Origin of the sequence: Pseudomonas sp. S36 (assembly GCF_016647875.1) — a bacterium.
GTDB lineage: Bacteria > Pseudomonadota > Gammaproteobacteria > Pseudomonadales > Pseudomonadaceae > Aquipseudomonas > Aquipseudomonas parafulva.
Genome location: NZ_JACVVG010000012.1, coordinates 57,362 through 74,161, shown reverse-complemented (window position 1 = coordinate 74,161; position 16,800 = coordinate 57,362). Strand labels below are relative to the sequence as shown.

Below are 16,800 nucleotides of genomic sequence, written 5' to 3'. Positions count from 1 at the left end.
GGATGCCCATGCCCATGTCTGGTGCTGCTGCAAGCCCGGCCCGTCACGATACGGTGGCGCTGGCCTGGGCCAAGCCTGCCCTGCTTGACTGCCTAGGGCAGGCACGCCAGGCGCTGGAACGCTTTGCCGGCGAACCCGGCGACCTGTCCATGATGGCCTTCGTGGTGGACAACCTGCACCAGGTGCATGGCTGCCTGCACATGCTTGAACTGCCCGGTGCAACCCGCCTGGCCGAAGAGCTGGAGCTGCTCGCCAGGGCGCTTGCCGACGGCCAGGTCAGCCCACGCGGGGACTGCCTGGGTGTGTTGTTCCGCGGCCTGGAGCAACTGCCGTCGTACCTGGAGCGGCTACGGGGTGCGCGCCACGACCTGCCGTTGGTGATGATCCCGCTGCTCAACCAGCTGCGCGCCTGCCGGGGCGCCGAGCCTGTGGCCCAAGGCAGCCTGATCGGCGGCGCCGCGCAGCGGTTCGCCGGGCCCGACGACCTCGCCAACCTCGACCTGTCGTTGGCTAACTGGCGCGACCAGGTACAGGCCGGGCCGGGGCGCGATGCGCTGCGTTCGGTGGTAAGCGCGCTGTGTGACGACCTGATGCGCATCAAGGAGCGCCTGGACCAGTTCGTGCGCAGCGACCGTGAGCACAGCGAACAGCTCGACGGGTTGCTGGCGCCGCTGCGCCACGTTGCCGATACCCTGGCTGTGCTGGGTTTTCAGCAGCCTCGGCGGGTGATCATCGACCAGGTGCTGGCGTTGCAGGGCCTGGCCCAGGGCGGGCAAGCGGCGGACGACAGTGTGCTGATGGATGTGGCCGGCGCGTTGCTGTATGTCGAGGCCAGCCTGAACGGCATGGTCGGGCCCCTGGAAGAAAGCGGCCACGGCGGCCTGCCAGGTTCAGACCTGGCCGAGATCCGTCAGGTGGTGTTTGAAGAGTCGCTGAACGTGCTGCAGCAGGCCAAGGACCTGATCGGTGATTGCCTGGAATCGGGTTGGCCGCGGCAGCGCCTGCAGGCCCTGCCGGGGTTGCTGCAGCAGGTGCGTGGCGCCTTGGCGATGCTGATGTTGCCGGCCGCCGCCGAACTGTTCGAAGGCAGCGCCAGCTACGTGCAAGGCTGGTTGCAGCACCTGGAAGCCGAGCCCCCTGCCGACGAGCTGGCGCAGCTGGCCGATGCCCTGAGCGCTGCCGAGGGCTACCTGCAATGGCGCGTGGCCGACCCCCTGGCCGACGGCCAGCCCTTCATCGACATGGCGCGCGCCAGCCTGGCCGCCTTGGGCGTGCACTGCAAGCAAGCCCAGGATGCCCCTGTTGGCCGTGTTGACGGCGATGGCGTGGACGATGAGCTGCGCGAGGTGTTTCTTGAGGAGGCCGGTGAACTGCTGCCGGAAATCGAGCGGCACTGGCTGCGCTGGCGTGCCGACAACCAGCAGCGGCAAGCCTTGCTGGACATGCGCCGGGCGTTGCACACGCTCAAGGGCAGCGGCCGCATGGTGCATGCCGAGGCAATTGCCGAGCTGGCCTGGGGGGCCGAGCACCTGCTCAACCGCGTACTGGAAGGCCGTGGCGTGCTGGGGCCGGAAAGCCAGCTGGCGATGCAGCAGGCGTTCGTTCACCTGCCGGACCTGCTGGCCGACTTTGCTGCGGGCCAGTTGCCGCAACTGACCGAGATCGAGCAGTTGGCCGGGCGCTTGCACGCCCTGGCTGAAGGCAAGGCTGCCGGGGCGGCCAAGGTCGATGGGCTGGACCCGCAGTTGCTGGAGATCTTCCGCAGCGAAGCCCAGGGTCACCTGGCCAGCATTGAAGGTTTTCTTCACAGCGCAGTGGGCCCCGACGTGCCGGTCAGCGATGCCTTGCAGCGAGCCTTGCATACGCTCAAGGGCAGCGCTGCCATGGCCGGGGTGATGCCCGTGGCCGAGCTGGCCACGGCTTTCGACCGGCTTGTACGTGAATACAAAGGCCACCAATTGCCCCTGCAGGCCGCCGAGGTTGAATGGCTGCACGCGGCCCACGGCCTGTTTCTGCAGGCCCTGGCGCAACTGGGCAGCAGCCCCCTGGCACCCTTGCCGGGCGCTACCGCGCTGATCGAGCAGGTGGGCGTAGCGGTGGACGAACGCCTGGCTGGCGCCCACGCCAGCTTGCCGACCACGCGGCGACGTTCCCGTGACCCGCAGGCGGTGGCCGCGTTTCTGAGCCAGGCCATGGACAGCCTGATGGATGCCGAAGCGCTGTTGTCTGGCTGGCAGCAACAGCCCGGCCAGCGAGACGGGCTCGAAACCCTGCTGGACGAAATGACCCAGCTTGGCCATGCCGCGCACCAGGCCGACCTGTGGCAGGTGGACGAGGTGTGCGAGGCGCTGCTCGACCTGTACGGCGCCGTGGAAGAGGGCAGCCTGCCGGCCGACCCGCGCTTTTTCGCCCAGGCGCATCAGGCCCACGAAGCGTTGCTCGACATGCTGGACGAACTGGCGGCCGGCCAGGACGTGGTCGCCCGCCTGGAGCTGGTGCAAAGCCTGCGTGACCTGCTGGGCGAAGGCCTGGCGCCGGATGCCACCGGCCTGGTCGGCCTGGACACGGTCACCCCGTTGCACCCGGACATGGACCTGAGCGATGCCCTCGGCCTTGGGCAGGTGCCTGCGCCGGTACTGGCTGAGCCATCGCAGTTGCCGCCTCAGGGCCCGGATAAGCCCGGCGAAGAGTTGCTCGAGGTCTTTCTCGAAGAAAGCTCGGATATCGTCGAGAGTGCCGCCGCCGCACTGGCCCGCTGGCAGGCGGACCCGCGCAACAGTGCCGAGGTGGACAACCTGATGCGCGACCTGCACACCCTCAAGGGTGTTGCGCGCATGGTCGAGATCGGCCCCATCGGTGACCTGGCCCATGAACTGGAGTTTCTGTACGAGCTGCTGGCCGCAGGCCGCCTGCCACCTGGCGGGGCATTGTTCGCCCTGTTGCAAAATTGCCATGATCGCCTGGCGCAGATGCTTGACGCCGTGCGCCTTGGCCAGCCGCTGCATGCCGCCACGGCACTGATCGACTATATCCGCAATTTCAGCAGTGCCGCCCTGGCCGATAACGCAGCGCGCCAGGGGCCGGTCGAAGCGTTGAGCAGCGAGGGGCCCGCGCTTGCCCCGGAGCGCGCGCCGGGCGACATGGTCAAGGTCGATGCCGAGCTGCTGGACGACCTGGGCAACCTGGCCGGTGAGCACTCCGTCATTCGTGGGCGTATCGAGCAGCAAGTGAACGATGCCCAGTTCACCCTCAACGAAATGGAAACCACCCTGGAGCGTATGCGCGACCAGCTGTTGCGGCTGGATATCGAAACCCAGGGGCGTATTTCCAGCCGTCAGCAGCTTGAAAGCGACATCTATGACGACTTCGACCCGCTGGAAATGGACCGCCATTCGCAGTTGCAGCAGCTGTCCCGGGCCTTGTTCGAATCCGCCTCCGACTTGCTCGACCTCAAGGAGACCATGGCCCAGCGCGCCCAGGAAGCCTACGGGCTGTTGCAGCAGCAGGCGCGGGTGAACAGCCAGTTGCAGGAGGGCCTCACCGCCACTCTGATGGTGCCGTTCGAGCGCCTGGTGCCGCGCTTGCAGCGGGTGGTGCGGCAGGTGGCGAGCGAGCTGGGCAAGCATGTGGAACTGGTGGTGGGCAATGCCGAGGGCGAACTGGACCGCAGTGTGCTCGAGCGCATGGTGGCGCCGCTGGAGCATATGCTGCGCAATGCCGTGGACCACGGCCTGGAAAGCCGGGCAGCCCGCCTGGCAGCCGGCAAGCCTGAGCAGGGCACCATCCACCTGAACCTGCTGCACGAAGGCGCCGACATTGTCATCGAGATGACCGATGACGGCGCCGGCGTGCCCTTGGAAGCCGTACGGCTGAAGGCGATCAAACGTGGCCTGCTCGACCCGCAGGCACAGTTGAGCGACCACGAGATCCTGCAGTTCATCCTGCGGCCCGGTTTTTCCACCGCCGAGAAAATCACGCAGATTTCCGGGCGCGGGCTGGGCATGGATGTGGTGCACGAGGAGGTCAAGCAACTGGGTGGCTCGATGAGCATCGAATCGGCGCCGGGCAAAGGCGCGCGGTTTCTGATCCGCCTGCCGTTCACCGTGTCGATCAACCGTGCGCTGATGGTGCATTTGGGCGATGAGCAGTACGCCATCCCGCTCAACACCATCGAGGGCATCGTGCGCGTACCGCCCGCCGAGCTGGCAGCGTGCTACGAGCAAGAACCGCCACAGTATGTGTACGCCGGCCACGAGTACCAGCTGCGTTACCTGGGTGAACTGCTGCAGGGCGGTGCACGCCCGGCCCTGCTGGGGCAGAGCGTGCCGTTGCCGGTGCTGCTGGTGCATTCCCAGGAGCAGTCGTTCGCGATCCAGGTCGACAGCCTGTCGCCCAGCCGCGAGATCGTGGTCAAGAGCCTGGGGCCGCAGTTTGCTGCGGTCGCCGGCCTTTCCGGGGCGACATTGCTGGGCGATGGCAGGGTGGTGCTGATTCTGGACCTGCTTGGCCAGTTGCGCGGCCAGCAGCGGCGCCTGGCGCGGCTGCCGGGTGGCGTACCGCAGTTGCAGTTGCTGGGCCCGGCACCGCGCAAGGCCTTGCTGGTGATGGTGGTGGACGACTCGGTGACCGTGCGCAAGGTCACCAGCCGCCTGCTCGAACGCCATGGCATGAGTGTGATCACCGCCAAGGACGGCGTGGACGCCATGGCCCTGCTTGAAGAGCATCGCCCCGACGTGCTGCTGCTGGACATCGAAATGCCGCGCATGGACGGGTTCGAAGTGGCCACCCGCATTCGCCGTGACGAACGCATGCAACAATTGCCCATCATCATGATCACCTCGCGCACCGGCCAAAAGCACCGCGACCGTGCCATGGCCATCGGCGTCAACGAGTACCTGGGCAAGCCGTATCAGGAGTCGCTGCTGCTGCAAAGCATTGCCCACTGGAGCCAGCCCCATGCTTGAATTGATCGCCGGGCAGCGCAGCAGCCTGACCGGCCTGCTGCTGACCCTGGGTGACCGCACCCTGGTGCTGCCCAACGTGGCCGTGGCGGAACTGAGCGGGCAGCGCAACCTGGTGTGCCAGCGTGGGGACCCGCCCTGGCACTTGGGCTGGGTGGACTGGCGTCAGCAGCGGCTGCCGCTGATTGGCTTCGAGGCCGCATGCGGCACCGAGACCCCATGTGGCGACCGTGCACGCGTGGTGGTGCTCAATGCTCTGGGCGACACGGGCCTGCGCTACCTGGCATTGCTGCTGCAGGGCATCCCGCGCTCGTGCAAGCTCGACAGCCAGCTCAACTACGTGGATGTACCGTTGAGCCCGCTGGAACTGGCAGCCGTGCAGGTGGGCGACCAGGTTGCCCGGGTACCCGACCTGGTAGGGCTGGAGCGCCTGGTACGTGATGCCCAGCGCAGCGGCAAGCTAGGCCGGTCCAGTAGCCTGGATGACTGAGCGACCCGCTTGGCGCATGAAACTTGCCGCTTGATGAAAGGTCTTCTAGCACATGTATTACGGTGAACGTTTCAATGCCTGGACCCACCTGGTGGGTGCGGTTCTGGCCTGTATCGGTGCCATCTGGTTGATCGTCAGCGCGGGGCTGCAAGGCGACCCGTGGAAGATCGTCAGCTTCTCGATCTACGGCGGCACGCTGCTGCTGCTGTACAGCATCTCCACCCTTTACCACAGCACCCGTGGGCGGGCGAAGGTGATCATGCGCAAGCTCGATCACCTGTCCATCTACCTGCTGATTGCCGGCAGTTACACACCGTTCTGCCTGGTGAGCCTGCGTGGCCCCTGGGGCTGGAGCCTGTTTGGCGTGGTGTGGGGGCTGGCCGTGCTGGGCATGTTGCAGGAGATCAAGCCACGCTCCGAAGCGCGGGTGCTGTCCATCATCATTTACGCGGTGATGGGCTGGATCGTGCTAGTGGCGGTCAACCCGCTGCTGCATACGCTGGGCAGCGCCGGGTTTGCCTGGCTGGCCGCAGGCGGGGTGTTCTATACCGTGGGTATCATCTTCTTCGCCTTCGACCGGCGCTTCCGTCACTGGCACGGCATCTGGCACCTGTTCGTGATCGCCGGCAGCCTCATGCACTTCGTGGCGGTTTCGTTCTACGTGCGTTAGAAGTCGCCCCACAGTTGCTGCGCCACGGCCAGTGCCACCACCGGAGCGGTTTCGGTGCGCAGCACACGCGGCCCAAGGCGTGCGGCCTGGAAACCGGCCGCCTTTGCCTGCTCGACTTCGTGGTCGTTCAGGCCGCCCTCTGGGCCGATCAGGAAGGCCAGGGTAGCGGGCCTGGCATGGCTTGCGAGTGGTTCGGCCACCGGGTGCAATACCAGCTTGAGGTCGGCTGCGGTGTTGGCCAGCCAGTCCGCAAGCGTCTGAGGGGGGTGAATGACAGGTAGCGTGGAGCGCCCGCATTGCTCGCAGGCGCTGATCGCCACCTGGCGCCAGTGGGCCAGGCGCTTGTCGGCGCGCTCGTCCTTCAGCCGCACTTCGCAGCGTTCGCTGACAATCGGTGTGATCTGGCTGACACCCAGTTCGGTGGCCTTCTGGATCGCCCAGTCCATGCGTTCGCCCCGTGACAGGCCCTGGCCCAGGTGAACCTGCAAGGGGGAGTCGGCCTGGCCTGAAACGGCCTGGTCCAGGGTGACGCGCACGGTCTTCTTGCCCACTTCCAGCAGCTGCCCGCGGTACTCCTGGCCGCTGCCATCGAACAATTGCACGGCATCGCCGGGGGCCATGCGCAGTACGCGGCCAATGTAGTGGGCCTGGGCTTCGGGCAGGTCGTGCTCGCCGATGCTCAGGGGGGCGTCGATGAAGAAGCGGGACAATCTCATGGGTCAGGCTCTGATGAAAGGGGCACAGGGCGGGTGGCGGAGGAGGGCATTGCCCCCGAGCGCTGTCAGCCGGGGTCGCGGAAGTCGGGATGGAAGTTGCTCGGTACGGCAACGCTGACGCTGTCGCGGGTGGCAATGTCGATGCCTTCGCTGGCCACTTCCGCCAGGAAGTCGATCTGCTCTGGCGTGATCACGTACGGTGGCAGGAAGTACACCACGCTGCCCAACGGGCGCAGCAGGGCGCCGCGGGTCAGTGCATGCTCGAATACCTTCAGGCCACGGCGCTGCTGCCACGGGTAGGCGACCTTGCCGGCCTTGTCCTGGACCATCTCGATGGCCAGTGCCATGCCGGTCTGGCGTATCTCCGCCACATGCTGGTGGTCGGCGAGGTGCGCCGTGGCCGTGGCCATGCGCTTGGCCAGGGGCTTGTTGGCTTCGATCACGTTGTCCTGTTCGAAGATATCCAGGGTGGCCAGGGCCGCTGCACAGGCCAGCGGGTTGCCGGTGTAGCTGTGCGAGTGCAGGAACGCGCGCAGGGTCGAGTAGTCGTCGTAGAACGCCTGGTACACCTTGTCGGTGGTCAGGCAGGCAGCCAGCGGCAGGTAACCGCCGGTCAGGGCCTTGGACAGGCACAGGAAGTCGGGGCGGATGCCGGCCTGTTCACACGCGAACATACTGCCGGTGCGGCCAAAGCCGACGGCGATCTCGTCATGGATCAAGTGCACGTCGTAGCGGTCGCAGGCTTCGCGCAGCAGTTTCAGGTACACCGGGTGGTACATGCGCATGCCGCCCGCGCCCTGGATCAGCGGCTCGATGATCACCGCGCTGATCGTGGCGTGGTGCTCGGCCAAGGTCTGTTCCATGACGGCGAACAGGGTGCGGGAGTGTTCTTCCCAGCTGACGCCCTCGGGGCGCAGGTAGCAATCGGGGCTCGGCACCTTGAGGGTATCGAGCAACAAGGCCTTGTAGGTTTCGGTGAACAGCGGCACATCACCTACCGACATGGCGGCAATGGTTTCGCCGTGGTAGCTGTTGGTGAGGGTGACGAAGCGCTTTTTGTCCGGTTTGCCGACGTTCTGCCAGTAATGGAAGCTCATCTTCAGCGCCACTTCGATGCACGACGAACCGTTGTCACCGTAGAACACCCGGTCGAGCCCGGCCGGGGTCATGGCCACCAGGCGCTCGGACAGCTCGATCACCGGCTGGTGGCTGAAGCCCGCCAGAATCACATGCTCCAGCTGGTCCACCTGGTCCTTGATGCGCTGGTTGATGCGCGGGTTGGCGTGGCCGAACACGTTCACCCACCAGCTGCTCACCGCATCCAGGTAGCGCTTGCCCTCGAAGTCTTCCAGCCATACGCCTTCGCCGCGCTTGATCGGTATCAGGGGCAGGTGCTCGTGGTCTTTCATCTGCGTGCAGGGGTGCCACAACACCTTGAGGTCGCGTTGCATCCACTGATCGTTGAGGCCCATGGGCACTTCTCCTGGTTTGCGGCGTGGTTCGGCGGGTAAGCCTAAGCAAAGGCGCGGTGCAGGACAACCCGACAGAAAAAGTGATTTACCTGAAGCACTTGATATCACCACGCTGGCAGGCCTTGCGGCGCTGACGTATTCTAGCGCCTCTCTCGGGGCATTCCGCCTCTCCCCGTTTTTGTAACCCCTGACTCGGAGTTTGCCGATATGGCTGCTGCTTGGGTGCGCCTGTGCGCGCTGGTATTGATTGGTGTGTCCAGCGGCGCCGCGCTGGCGAGTGACAAGACGCCCACGGCGATTGTGGTGGGCGGCGGTATGGCGGGCCTCACGGCCGCTTACGAGTTGCAGAACAAAGGCTGGCAGGTGACTGTGCTGGAAGCCAAGCCTGGCATGGGCGGGCGTTCGGGCCTGGCCACCAGCGAATGGATCGGCAATACCAAGGCGCAGCCGGTACTGAACCAGTACCTGGACCGCTTCAAGCTCGACACGTTGCCCGCGCCCGAGTTTGTCCGTACTCCTGGCTACCTGATCGATGGCGAATATTTCAGTGCCGCCGACCTTGCCGTGAAGCAGCCGGCCACCGCCGAGGCGCTCAAGCGCTACGAAAAAACCGTCGATGACCTGGCGCGCTCCATCGACGACCCGCTGAAGCCACAGGCGACCAGCACGCTGTTCGCCCTGGACCAGATCACCGTGTCTTCCTGGCTGGACAAGCTGCAGTTGCCCGCCACCGCCCGCCAGCTGGTCAACCAGCAGATCCGTACCCGTTACGACGAGCCGTCGCGCCTGTCGCTGCTGTACTTCGCCCAGCAGAACCGCGTGTACCGTGATGTGAGCGACCGCGACCTGCGCGCGGCACGCCTGCCAGGCGGCAGCCCGGTACTGGCCCAGGCTTTCGTCAAGCAACTGAAAACCATCAAGACCAGCTCGCCAGTCACCGCCATCGTGCAGGACAAGGACGGCGTGACCGTGAAGGTGGGCAGCGTGGGCTACCGTGCCGACTACCTGGTGATGGCCGTGCCGCTGCGTGCCTTGGCCAAGATCCAGATGACCCCCGGCCTGGACAACCAGCACCTGGCGGCGATCAAGGGCACCAACTACGGCTGGCGCGACCAGCTGATGCTCAAATTCAAGAAGCCGGTGTGGGAAAGCCGCGCGCGCATGTCGGGCGAAATCTATAGCAACACTGGCCTGGGCATGCTGTGGATCGAGCCGGCCCTGAAAGGCGGTGCCAACGTGGTGATCAACCTGTCGGGTGATAATGCCCGCCTGTTGCAGGCCTTCGGCGACAAGCAGATGGCCGACCAAGTGCTGATCCGCCTGCATGCCTTCTACCCGCAGGCCCGTGGCGCCTTTACCGGATACGAAGTGAAGCGCTACAGCGCAGATGTGGGTACCGGCGGCGCGTACCTGGCCTATGGCCCGGGCCAGATCAGCAAGTACTGGCGGCTGTGGGAGCGCCCGGTGCAGCGCGTAGCGTTTGCCGGTGAGCATACCGATGCGTTGTACCCTGGCACCCTGGAAGGTGCCCTGCGCAGCGGCCAGCGGGCCGCCAGCCAGGTGCAGGACCTGTTGGCCGGCAAGTCGTTCGACCCGATCAAGGCAGCGCCAGTGGCCGCCACGGCGGCTGCCGGTGCTGCTGCAGCCAAGCAGGGCAAGGGTGGGTTCTTCTCCAACCTGTTCGGTGGCTCCTCCGACAAGGCCGATGCAGCGGACAAGGCGCCGGCCAAGGCAGACGCAAAACCTGCTGACAAGGCCGAGCAGGGCAAGCCAGGCTTCTTCTCGCGGCTGTTCGGCGGTGGCGACAAAGCACCCGAGCCAGCTGCCAAGGCGGATGAAGTAGCGCCAGCGCCGGCTCCAGCCCCTGAGGCTGCGCCAGCACCTGCCCCTGCGCCCGCGCAGCCGGCGCCCGCACCGGTGGCCAAGCCCGCGCCTGCCAAGCCAGCTGCGGCCAAGCCTGCCGCAAGCAAGCCGGCGCCCGCCAAGCACACCCCTGCACACAAGCCGGCCCACAAGCCTGCTGACGCCAAAAAGGCCCCCGCCAAGGCAGCACCTGCGAAGAAAGCAGTGACTGATACCCAGGCCAAAGCGGGCTGACCTGCAGACAGCGCCGGTGCCATCGCCCGTGAGCGGCGATGGGCCGGCGCTGGCAGCCGTCATTCAACGCCTTCCGTTAACGTTTCCTTAATAACGGCTCGTAACAATTGCTATCGGATTTCTCGATAATCCATAGCAATTTTTTCCGCTTTTATTCGATACGTTTCGCGCTAGTCTGTGCACAGCTTTCACGGGGAAGTAAGTCATCATGCAACTGCGCAATTCACCTTCACGCTACGGCGTTGTCAGTATGGTCATGCATTGGGGCGTGGCGCTCACCGTTTTCGGGTTGTTCGGTCTGGGCCTCTGGATGGTCGGCCTCGACTACTACAGCCCGTGGCGCAAGGCAGGCCCTGACCTGCACAAGAGCATCGGCCTGGTGTTGTTAGCCGTCATGCTGCTGCGGGTACTGTGGCGCTTCGTCAGCCCACCGCCACCGGCACCTGCCAGCCACGGCCCGCTTACCCGGGTGGCTGCAAAGCTTGGGCACCTGGGCCTGTACCTGGGGTTGTTTGCGCTGATGACTGCCGGGTACCTGATCTCCACCGCCGATGGCGTTGGTATTCCGGTGTTCGGCTTGTTCGAAGTGCCTGCACTGGTCAGCAACCTGCCGGACCAGGCCGACGTGGCTGGGGTGGTACACCTGTGGCTGGCGTGGGGCGTGGTGATCTTCGCGGGGTTGCATGGCCTTGCTGCACTCAAGCACCATTTCATTGACCGTGACGCGACCCTCACCCGCATGCTGGGCCGCAAAGCTTGATCCTCAACTCAATTGCAAAGGAAGGAAGTGACGATGTTGAAAAAGACTTTTGCCGCTCTGGCGCTCGGTACCGCTCTGCTCTCCGCCGGCCAGGTCATGGCTGCCGAGTACAAGATCGACAAGGAAGGCCAGCACGCATTCGTTGACTGGAAGATCAGCCACCTGGGCTACAGCTTCATTCACGGCACGTTCAAGGACTTCGACGGCAACTTCAGCTGGGACAGCGCCAAGCCTGAAGCCAGCAAGATCAGCGTCGACCTGAAAACCGCCAGCCTGTGGTCGAACCATGCCGAGCGTGACAAGCACATCGCCAGCGCCGATTTCCTGGATGTGAAGAAATACCCGGATGCCAAGTTCGTCTCCACCAGCGTCAAGTCCACGGGTGAAAAAACCGCTGACGTGACCGGCGACCTGACCCTGCATGGCGTGACCAAGCCGGTCACCTTCAAGGCCACCTTCAATGGTGAGGGCAAGGACCCATGGGGCGGCGAGCGCGCAGGCTTCAATGCCACCACTACCCTTAACCTGAACGACTTCGGTATCAAAGGCCCAGGCCCGACTTCGCAGACCCTGGATCTGGATATCAGTGTTGAAGGCGTGAAGCAGAAGTAATAGCTGTGCGTTGAATGAGAAAGGGGCCGCTAAGCGGCCCCTTTTTTGTTATCAGCCCTTGCGCGTCAACAACGCAGGGCGCTCACCGCGTGGGCGGGCGGGCAGGTCTTCCAGTTGCTCAGGCGTCGGGAAACGGTCGAGCTTGGATTCCTTGCGGATGATCACCGGCTGGCTCTGCGGCTGGCGAGGGCTGCGCACGGCCGGCTCGGCGTCTTCGCGGGCTGGGCGGCCACGGCCTGCGCCACCATCACGGCGGGCACCGCCACCATTGTTGGCACGGGGCGGGCGCTTTTCACCGGCACCGGAACGTGGCTGGCCGCCATTGCGGGCCTGACCGCCGCCGCCGCCGTTGCTGCGCTGTTGGCCATTGCCTTGCCCCTGGCCCTGACCGCCAGGGCGACGATTGCGGCCCTGGCCCTTGCCGTTCTGGTAAGGGCTGACGTAGTCGGCACGGTTACCGAAGTTGTCCACATCGTCATCCAGGAACACTTCTGGGTCACGGTCGGCAGGCGCCTTCGGGACACTGCTGTTGCTGGCCTGCTGGCGCGGCTTGTTGTCCCGCGGTTTGCGTGGCTGCTGCTGGCGCTCACCACTGGCCTGCTTTTCGGCGGGCTTGTCTGCAGCCTGCTGGCGTGTCCGGCCTTTGTCCTTGCCCTTGTCCTTGCGGCCGCCGTTGGCGTCCTTGCTGCCTTCACCACGGGCCTGCTGGTTACGCCCGCCGCGGCCGTTGGGCTGCTGGCGCTCGCGCACTTCCGGTTTTTCGGCTTCTACCTGGCTGGCGTCGAAGCCCATCAGGTCGCCGTCGGCGATTTTCTGCCGGGTTACCCGCTCGATGCTCTTGAGCAGCTTCTCTTCATCGGGTGCAACCAGGGAAATCGCTTCACCCGAACGGCCGGCACGGCCAGTACGGCCAATACGGTGTACGTAGTCTTCTTCTACGTTGGGCAGTTCGAAGTTGACCACGTGGGGCAGTTGGTCGATGTCCAGGCCACGCGCTGCAATGTCGGTGGCAACCAGAACGCGCACGGTGTTGGCCTTGAAGTCAGCCAATGCCTTGGTGCGGGCGTTCTGGCTCTTGTTGCCGTGGATGGCCGCGGCGGTGAGGCCGTGCTTTTCCAGGTACTCGGCCAGGCGGTTGGCGCCGTGCTTGGTGCGGGTGAACACCAGAACCTGCTCCCACGCGCCGAGGGTGATCAGGTGCGCCAGCAGGGCCCGCTTGTGGCTGGCGGGCAGGCGGTAGACGCGCTGCTCGATACGCTCGACGGTGGTGTTGGGCGGGGTGACCTCGATACGCTCCGGGTTGTGCAGGAGCTTGTCGGCCAGGTCGGTGATGTCTTTGGAGAACGTAGCCGAGAACAGCAGGTTCTGGCGCTTGGACGGCAGGCGTGCCAGCACTTTCTTCACGTCATGGATGAAGCCCATGTCGAGCATGCGGTCGGCTTCATCGAGAACCAGGATTTCAACGTGGGCCAGGTCGACCTTGCCTTGGCCTGCCAGGTCGAGCAGGCGGCCTGGGCAGGCGACCAGTACGTCGACACCCTTGGCGATGGCCTGCACCTGCGGGTTCATGCCGACACCGCCGAAGATGCAGGCGCTGACCAGTGGCAGGTCACGGGCATACACCTTGAAGCTGTCGTGCACCTGGGCTGCCAGCTCGCGGGTTGGGGTAAGTACCAGTACGCGGGGCTGACGCGGGCCGTGGCGCTGCGACTTGTCGGGGTGGCCGGCAGGGAACAGGCGCTCGAGGATCGGCAGGGCGAAACCGCCGGTTTTACCCGTACCTGTCTGTGCGGCAACCATCAGGTCGCGGCCTTGCAACACGGCGGGAATGGCCCGCTGTTGCACGGGGGTCGGCTGGGTATAGCCCGCAGCTTCGATAGCGCGGACAAGAGCCTCGGAGAGACCGAGGGAAGCAAAGGACATGGGCAATCCTGTTCTCGTGTGGGCTGGGCCCGTAGGGATGTTCTGCCTGGCGCGACGGGCATCTGTAGGATGCGATCGCGTCCGGTCCAGCTGGGCTTTCACTGCACATCCGGGAAACGGAAGGCTGACGCCAGGGTGCGTCTATGCCGATCGGGATGCCTGTTGCGAGGCCGAGCGTCCGGGCGTGAGCCGGGCGGGAAGGCCCGAGTATAACAGAGCTAGCGCGCTGTGCTGCTTTCCTGCTGCTCAACGGCGTCAAGAATGTTTTTGGGGTCGTTTATGTAACGCTCGATGATGGCCGCATAGGCGGGCTCCTGCTTGAAACGCCGCAACTCCTCGGTAAAAGCCTGGGCCAGGGCCTCGCGGCCGGGCTTGCGCACGAGGCCCAGGTACTGCGCCTTGCGGCTGATCACCAGGGGCAGCGGTTCGACCTGCTGTTGCAGGTCCATGTGCTGGATCAGGTACTGGCCCACCTTGCGGTCGGTGATCGCCAGGTCGATGCGCCCCAGCACCAGCTTGCCGAAGTTGGCCTCATGGGTGGGTGCGGCCTCGCGTTGAAAGGCCGACGCCTGGTTGAACGCGGCACCGTAGTCATAGCCAGGTGAGGTACCGATACGCAGGTTGCCGAGGTCATTGAGGTTGTCGACCGAGTGCGGGCGTTTGGTCGCCTGGAACAGCACGAATTCCACCACCGACATGGGTTCTGCCGGGAACAGCAGGTAGGGGTGACGCGCGTCTGACTGGAAAATATCCATGACACCATCGGCCTGGCCCTGTTCGACCATCGCCAGGCAGCGTTTCCAGGGCATGAACTGCCATTCAACCTGTACCCCCAGACGCGCGAACACCTGGGTGGTAACTTCGACGTCGATGCCGCGTGGTTGGCCATCTTGTTCATACACGTAGGGTGCCCAGTCATCACTTACCAGACGCAGCCGCTCGCCCAGCGCCAGAGGGCTGAGGCAGGTAAGCAGCAGGGTCCAGAACAGGCAGGCGTAATGGCGCATGGCCGGAGATTACGCGCTCGGCCAGGCCAAGGCCAGTACCCGATGGCAAGCCCCCGGCGCGCTCTAGCGCGCCCTCATCAGGTGGGCCTCGACATCCTTGCGCCGCTCGCCCAGCGACAGGCGCAGCCCCGGGTGGCGCAGGCATTGGCGCACATGCTCGGGCGCCACGTGGCCGCACCGGCCAGTGAGGTTTTCCAGTGCCTTGTCCCACCACGCCTGTGCGCACGCCCGGTCGAATTCGTTGGGGTAGGGGTAACAGCCGTACAGCAGCTCGCGTGCGAACTGGCGCTCATGGCTGGGCAGGGTGAGGGTGAGGGCCTTGTAGCCTAGGCGGTGCAGTACTGGCGGGCGGGGCAATTGGTCATTCACCTTCGCCACATCCGCCAGCGCAGCATCGCTCAGCAGGTCCTGGCCATGCTTGCGCAGCCAGGCCTGGATCTTGGCGCGAAACTGCGCCTTGTGGCTCCAGTAGTGGTGGATCACGTCGGTGCATTCATGCACTGCCAGCCTGCGGTAGGCGGCCACCGCCAGGCAGAATTCTTCCAGTGCGTAGGCTTCTGGTGCCACGGGGTGCAGTTCGTCCATCAACGCGAGCGCATGGTCGAGGGTGCCGGCATCGCCCCGGGCCAGGCCGATGACACCCGAATTGACCATGGGCATGCTGTCGTCAGCCAGCCCGCGTTCGGCCAGGGTAGCGTGCAGCTTGCGGTACAGCACGCTGTGCCTGTCGGCGCCGTAGCGCGGGCCGATGGCATTGCACAGCAGGCGGCCCGAAGCCACGCGGTTGAACAACTGCATGGGCGACTGGCGGAAAAACGTATCAGTGTCGATCAGTACTGCCAGTGGGTGCTGCTGCAAGACCTGGCGCAAGACCACATGCTTGCTGCGAAAGTGGTACCCATGCGGTGCATTCCAGGCTTGGCGGGTGGCGTCGTCGATGAAGTGGGTGGTGATGGGTAGCCCGCTGTAGGGCTGCAGGTTGTCGGTGTACACCTGGATATCCAGGCACTCGCCAGCGGCAGCGTTCAGGCAGGCAAGGGCACTGACGATGCTGAAGCAGGCTTCCTGATGGTAGGTGGCGGGGCCGAAGGCCAGGTAGACGAGTTGGGAGCGTGGCGGCTGGGCATACGGCATGGCAGGCAGGACCTGTTTAACCCGGAAAAGAAGAAGGCTTCAGCCTATGGCCAAAGCCTTAATTTTTTCTTAAGCCGCTATGACAAAACGTGTCAGCGAGGCAGCTTCAGGTTGTTCCAGATCGCCATGCTCGGCTCGGCCTGGTTCAGGGTATAGAAGTGCAGGCCCGGTGCGCCGCCTTGCAGCAGCTCTTCGCACATGCGGGTGATCACCTCTTCGCCAAACGCCTGGATGCTGGCAGTGTCATCGGCATAGGCTTCGAGCTGCTTGCGGATCCAGCGCGGGATCTCGGCACCGCAGGCGTCGGAGAAGCGCGCCAGCTTGCTGTAGTTGGTGATCGGCATGATGCCGGGCACCACCGGGATATCCACACCCAGCTGCTGCGCCCGCTCGACGAAATAGAAGTAGCTGTCGGCGTTGAAGAAGTACTGGGTGATGGCGCTGTCGGCACCGGCCTTGACCTTGTGCACGAAGTTGGCCACATCGGCCTCGAAGTTGCGCGCCTGGGGGTGCATCTCGGGGTAGGCGGCTACCTCCAGGTGGAAGTGGTCGCCGGTTTCCTGGCGGATGAACTCGACCAGGTCGCTGGCGTAGCGCAGTTCGCCGCTGGCCATGCCCATGCCCGAGGGCAGGTCACCGCGCAGGGCAACGATGCGCTTGATACCCGCCGCCTTGTATTCGGCCAGCAGTGCGCGTAGCTCGGCCTTGGTGTCGCCCACGCACGACAGGTGCGGCGCGGCAGGCACCTTCACTTCGTTTTCCAGTTGCAGCACGGTATTGAGCGTGCGGTCGCGCGTGGAGCCCCCGGCACCGTAAGTGCACGAGAAGAAGTCCGGGTTGTAGGTAGCCAGCTGGCGGGCAACGCCCATCAGCTTTTCATGACCGGCGTCGGTCTTGGTCGGGAAGAACTCGAAACTGTAACGGCGTTCCTGTGACATCACTCGTTCCTCAGGCAGCA

At 64.9% G+C, this 16,800-nt stretch carries 12 protein-coding genes; 6 read left to right on the top strand and 6 right to left on the bottom strand.

The window, feature by feature from the left end; all coding sequences use genetic code 11:
* The first annotated feature begins 14 nt into the window (after positions 1-14).
* The 3 genes from IAE36_RS09390 to trhA are packed head-to-tail and all read left to right on the top strand — an operon-like array spanning position 15 to position 6,121.
* A complete protein-coding gene (locus IAE36_RS09390; protein ID WP_201212050.1) occupies positions 15-4,964 on the top strand; it encodes a hybrid sensor histidine kinase/response regulator in 4,950 nt (1,649 codons plus the stop codon).
* Positions 4,957-5,451: a chemotaxis protein CheW gene (locus tag IAE36_RS09385; RefSeq protein WP_201212002.1), complete on the top strand. Its 495-nt coding sequence runs from the start codon at positions 4,957-4,959 to the stop codon at positions 5,449-5,451. Before IAE36_RS09390 ends, IAE36_RS09385 begins: the two co-directional genes overlap by 8 nt.
* Before the next feature lie 52 nt (positions 5,452-5,503).
* Positions 5,504-6,121, top strand: a complete 618-nt coding sequence (gene trhA / locus IAE36_RS09380) for a PAQR family membrane homeostasis protein TrhA (protein WP_028631918.1) — start codon at positions 5,504-5,506, stop codon at positions 6,119-6,121.
* Here the strand turns inward: trhA and IAE36_RS09375 are convergent.
* Positions 6,118-6,837, bottom strand: coding sequence for a 16S rRNA (uracil(1498)-N(3))-methyltransferase (locus IAE36_RS09375; protein WP_028631917.1), 720 nt, complete (start codon positions 6,835-6,837; stop codon positions 6,118-6,120). The two genes, trhA and IAE36_RS09375, sit on opposite strands and share 4 nt — an antisense overlap.
* Before the next feature lie 65 nt (positions 6,838-6,902).
* Positions 6,903-8,309 carry an adenosylmethionine--8-amino-7-oxononanoate transaminase gene (locus tag IAE36_RS09370; protein WP_201212000.1) on the bottom strand — a complete coding sequence of 469 codons (1,407 nt, stop codon included), beginning with the start codon at positions 8,307-8,309 and terminating at the stop codon, positions 6,903-6,905.
* Between the two features lie 207 nt (positions 8,310-8,516).
* On the opposite strand from IAE36_RS09370, the gene IAE36_RS09365 reads away from it, so the two are divergent.
* The 3 genes from IAE36_RS09365 to IAE36_RS09355 all read left to right on the top strand — a co-directional run bounded on the left by IAE36_RS09365 (position 8,517) and on the right by IAE36_RS09355 (position 11,778).
* On the top strand, positions 8,517-10,406 hold the full coding sequence (locus tag IAE36_RS09365) for a flavin monoamine oxidase family protein (RefSeq protein WP_201211998.1): 1,890 nt from the start codon (positions 8,517-8,519) through the stop codon (positions 10,404-10,406).
* Positions 10,407-10,614: 208 nt separating this feature from the next.
* Positions 10,615-11,166, top strand: coding sequence for a cytochrome b (locus IAE36_RS09360; RefSeq protein WP_028631914.1), 552 nt, complete (start codon positions 10,615-10,617; stop codon positions 11,164-11,166).
* 33 nt (positions 11,167-11,199) lie between these two features.
* Positions 11,200-11,778 (top strand): YceI family protein, encoded by a 579-nt coding sequence (locus IAE36_RS09355; protein ID WP_201211996.1) that lies wholly within the window; start codon positions 11,200-11,202, stop codon positions 11,776-11,778.
* Positions 11,779-11,829: 51 nt separating this feature from the next.
* Here the strand turns inward: IAE36_RS09355 and IAE36_RS09350 are convergent, their stop codons facing one another.
* The 4 genes from IAE36_RS09350 to metF form a co-directional block, all read right to left on the bottom strand.
* The gene (locus IAE36_RS09350; protein ID WP_201211994.1) at positions 11,830-13,701 is read right to left on the bottom strand and encodes a DEAD/DEAH box helicase; all 1,872 of its coding nucleotides are present in this window, start codon (positions 13,699-13,701) and stop codon (positions 11,830-11,832) included.
* A gap of 218 nt (positions 13,702-13,919) precedes the next feature.
* Positions 13,920-14,708, bottom strand: coding sequence for a substrate-binding periplasmic protein (locus tag IAE36_RS09345; RefSeq protein ID WP_201211993.1), 789 nt, complete (start codon positions 14,706-14,708; stop codon positions 13,920-13,922).
* Positions 14,709-14,771: 63 nt separating this feature from the next.
* The gene (locus tag IAE36_RS09340; protein WP_201211991.1) at positions 14,772-15,842 is read right to left on the bottom strand and encodes a hypothetical protein; all 1,071 of its coding nucleotides are present in this window, start codon (positions 15,840-15,842) and stop codon (positions 14,772-14,774) included.
* A 92-nt stretch (positions 15,843-15,934) separates the two neighbouring features.
* On the bottom strand, positions 15,935-16,780 hold the full coding sequence (gene metF / locus IAE36_RS09335; RefSeq protein WP_201211990.1) for a methylenetetrahydrofolate reductase [NAD(P)H]: 846 nt from the start codon (positions 16,778-16,780) through the stop codon (positions 15,935-15,937).
* Positions 16,781-16,800 lie beyond the last annotated feature (20 nt).

Excerpts from the sequence above, each read along its gene's own strand:
- IAE36_RS09360 (WP_028631914.1), top strand. The coding sequence starts at position 10,615 with ATGCAACTGCGCAATTCACCTTCACGCTACGGCGTTGTCAGTATGGTC.
- IAE36_RS09375 (WP_028631917.1), bottom strand. The coding sequence starts at position 6,837 with ATGAGATTGTCCCGCTTCTTCATCGACGCCCCCCTGAGCATCGGCGAG.
- IAE36_RS09370 (WP_201212000.1), bottom strand. The coding sequence starts at position 8,309 with ATGGGCCTCAACGATCAGTGGATGCAACGCGACCTCAAGGTGTTGTGG.
- IAE36_RS09355 (WP_201211996.1), top strand. The coding sequence starts at position 11,200 with ATGTTGAAAAAGACTTTTGCCGCTCTGGCGCTCGGTACCGCTCTGCTC.
- IAE36_RS09365 (WP_201211998.1), top strand. The coding sequence starts at position 8,517 with ATGGCTGCTGCTTGGGTGCGCCTGTGCGCGCTGGTATTGATTGGTGTG.
- IAE36_RS09340 (WP_201211991.1), bottom strand. The coding sequence starts at position 15,842 with ATGCCGTATGCCCAGCCGCCACGCTCCCAACTCGTCTACCTGGCCTTC.
- metF (WP_201211990.1), bottom strand. The coding sequence starts at position 16,780 with ATGTCACAGGAACGCCGTTACAGTTTCGAGTTCTTCCCGACCAAGACC.
- IAE36_RS09385 (WP_201212002.1), top strand. The coding sequence starts at position 4,957 with ATGCTTGAATTGATCGCCGGGCAGCGCAGCAGCCTGACCGGCCTGCTG.
- IAE36_RS09345 (WP_201211993.1), bottom strand. The coding sequence starts at position 14,708 with ATGCGCCATTACGCCTGCCTGTTCTGGACCCTGCTGCTTACCTGCCTC.
- IAE36_RS09390 (WP_201212050.1), top strand. The coding sequence starts at position 15 with ATGTCTGGTGCTGCTGCAAGCCCGGCCCGTCACGATACGGTGGCGCTG.
- IAE36_RS09350 (WP_201211994.1), bottom strand. The coding sequence starts at position 13,701 with ATGTCCTTTGCTTCCCTCGGTCTCTCCGAGGCTCTTGTCCGCGCTATC.
- trhA (WP_028631918.1), top strand. The coding sequence starts at position 5,504 with ATGTATTACGGTGAACGTTTCAATGCCTGGACCCACCTGGTGGGTGCG.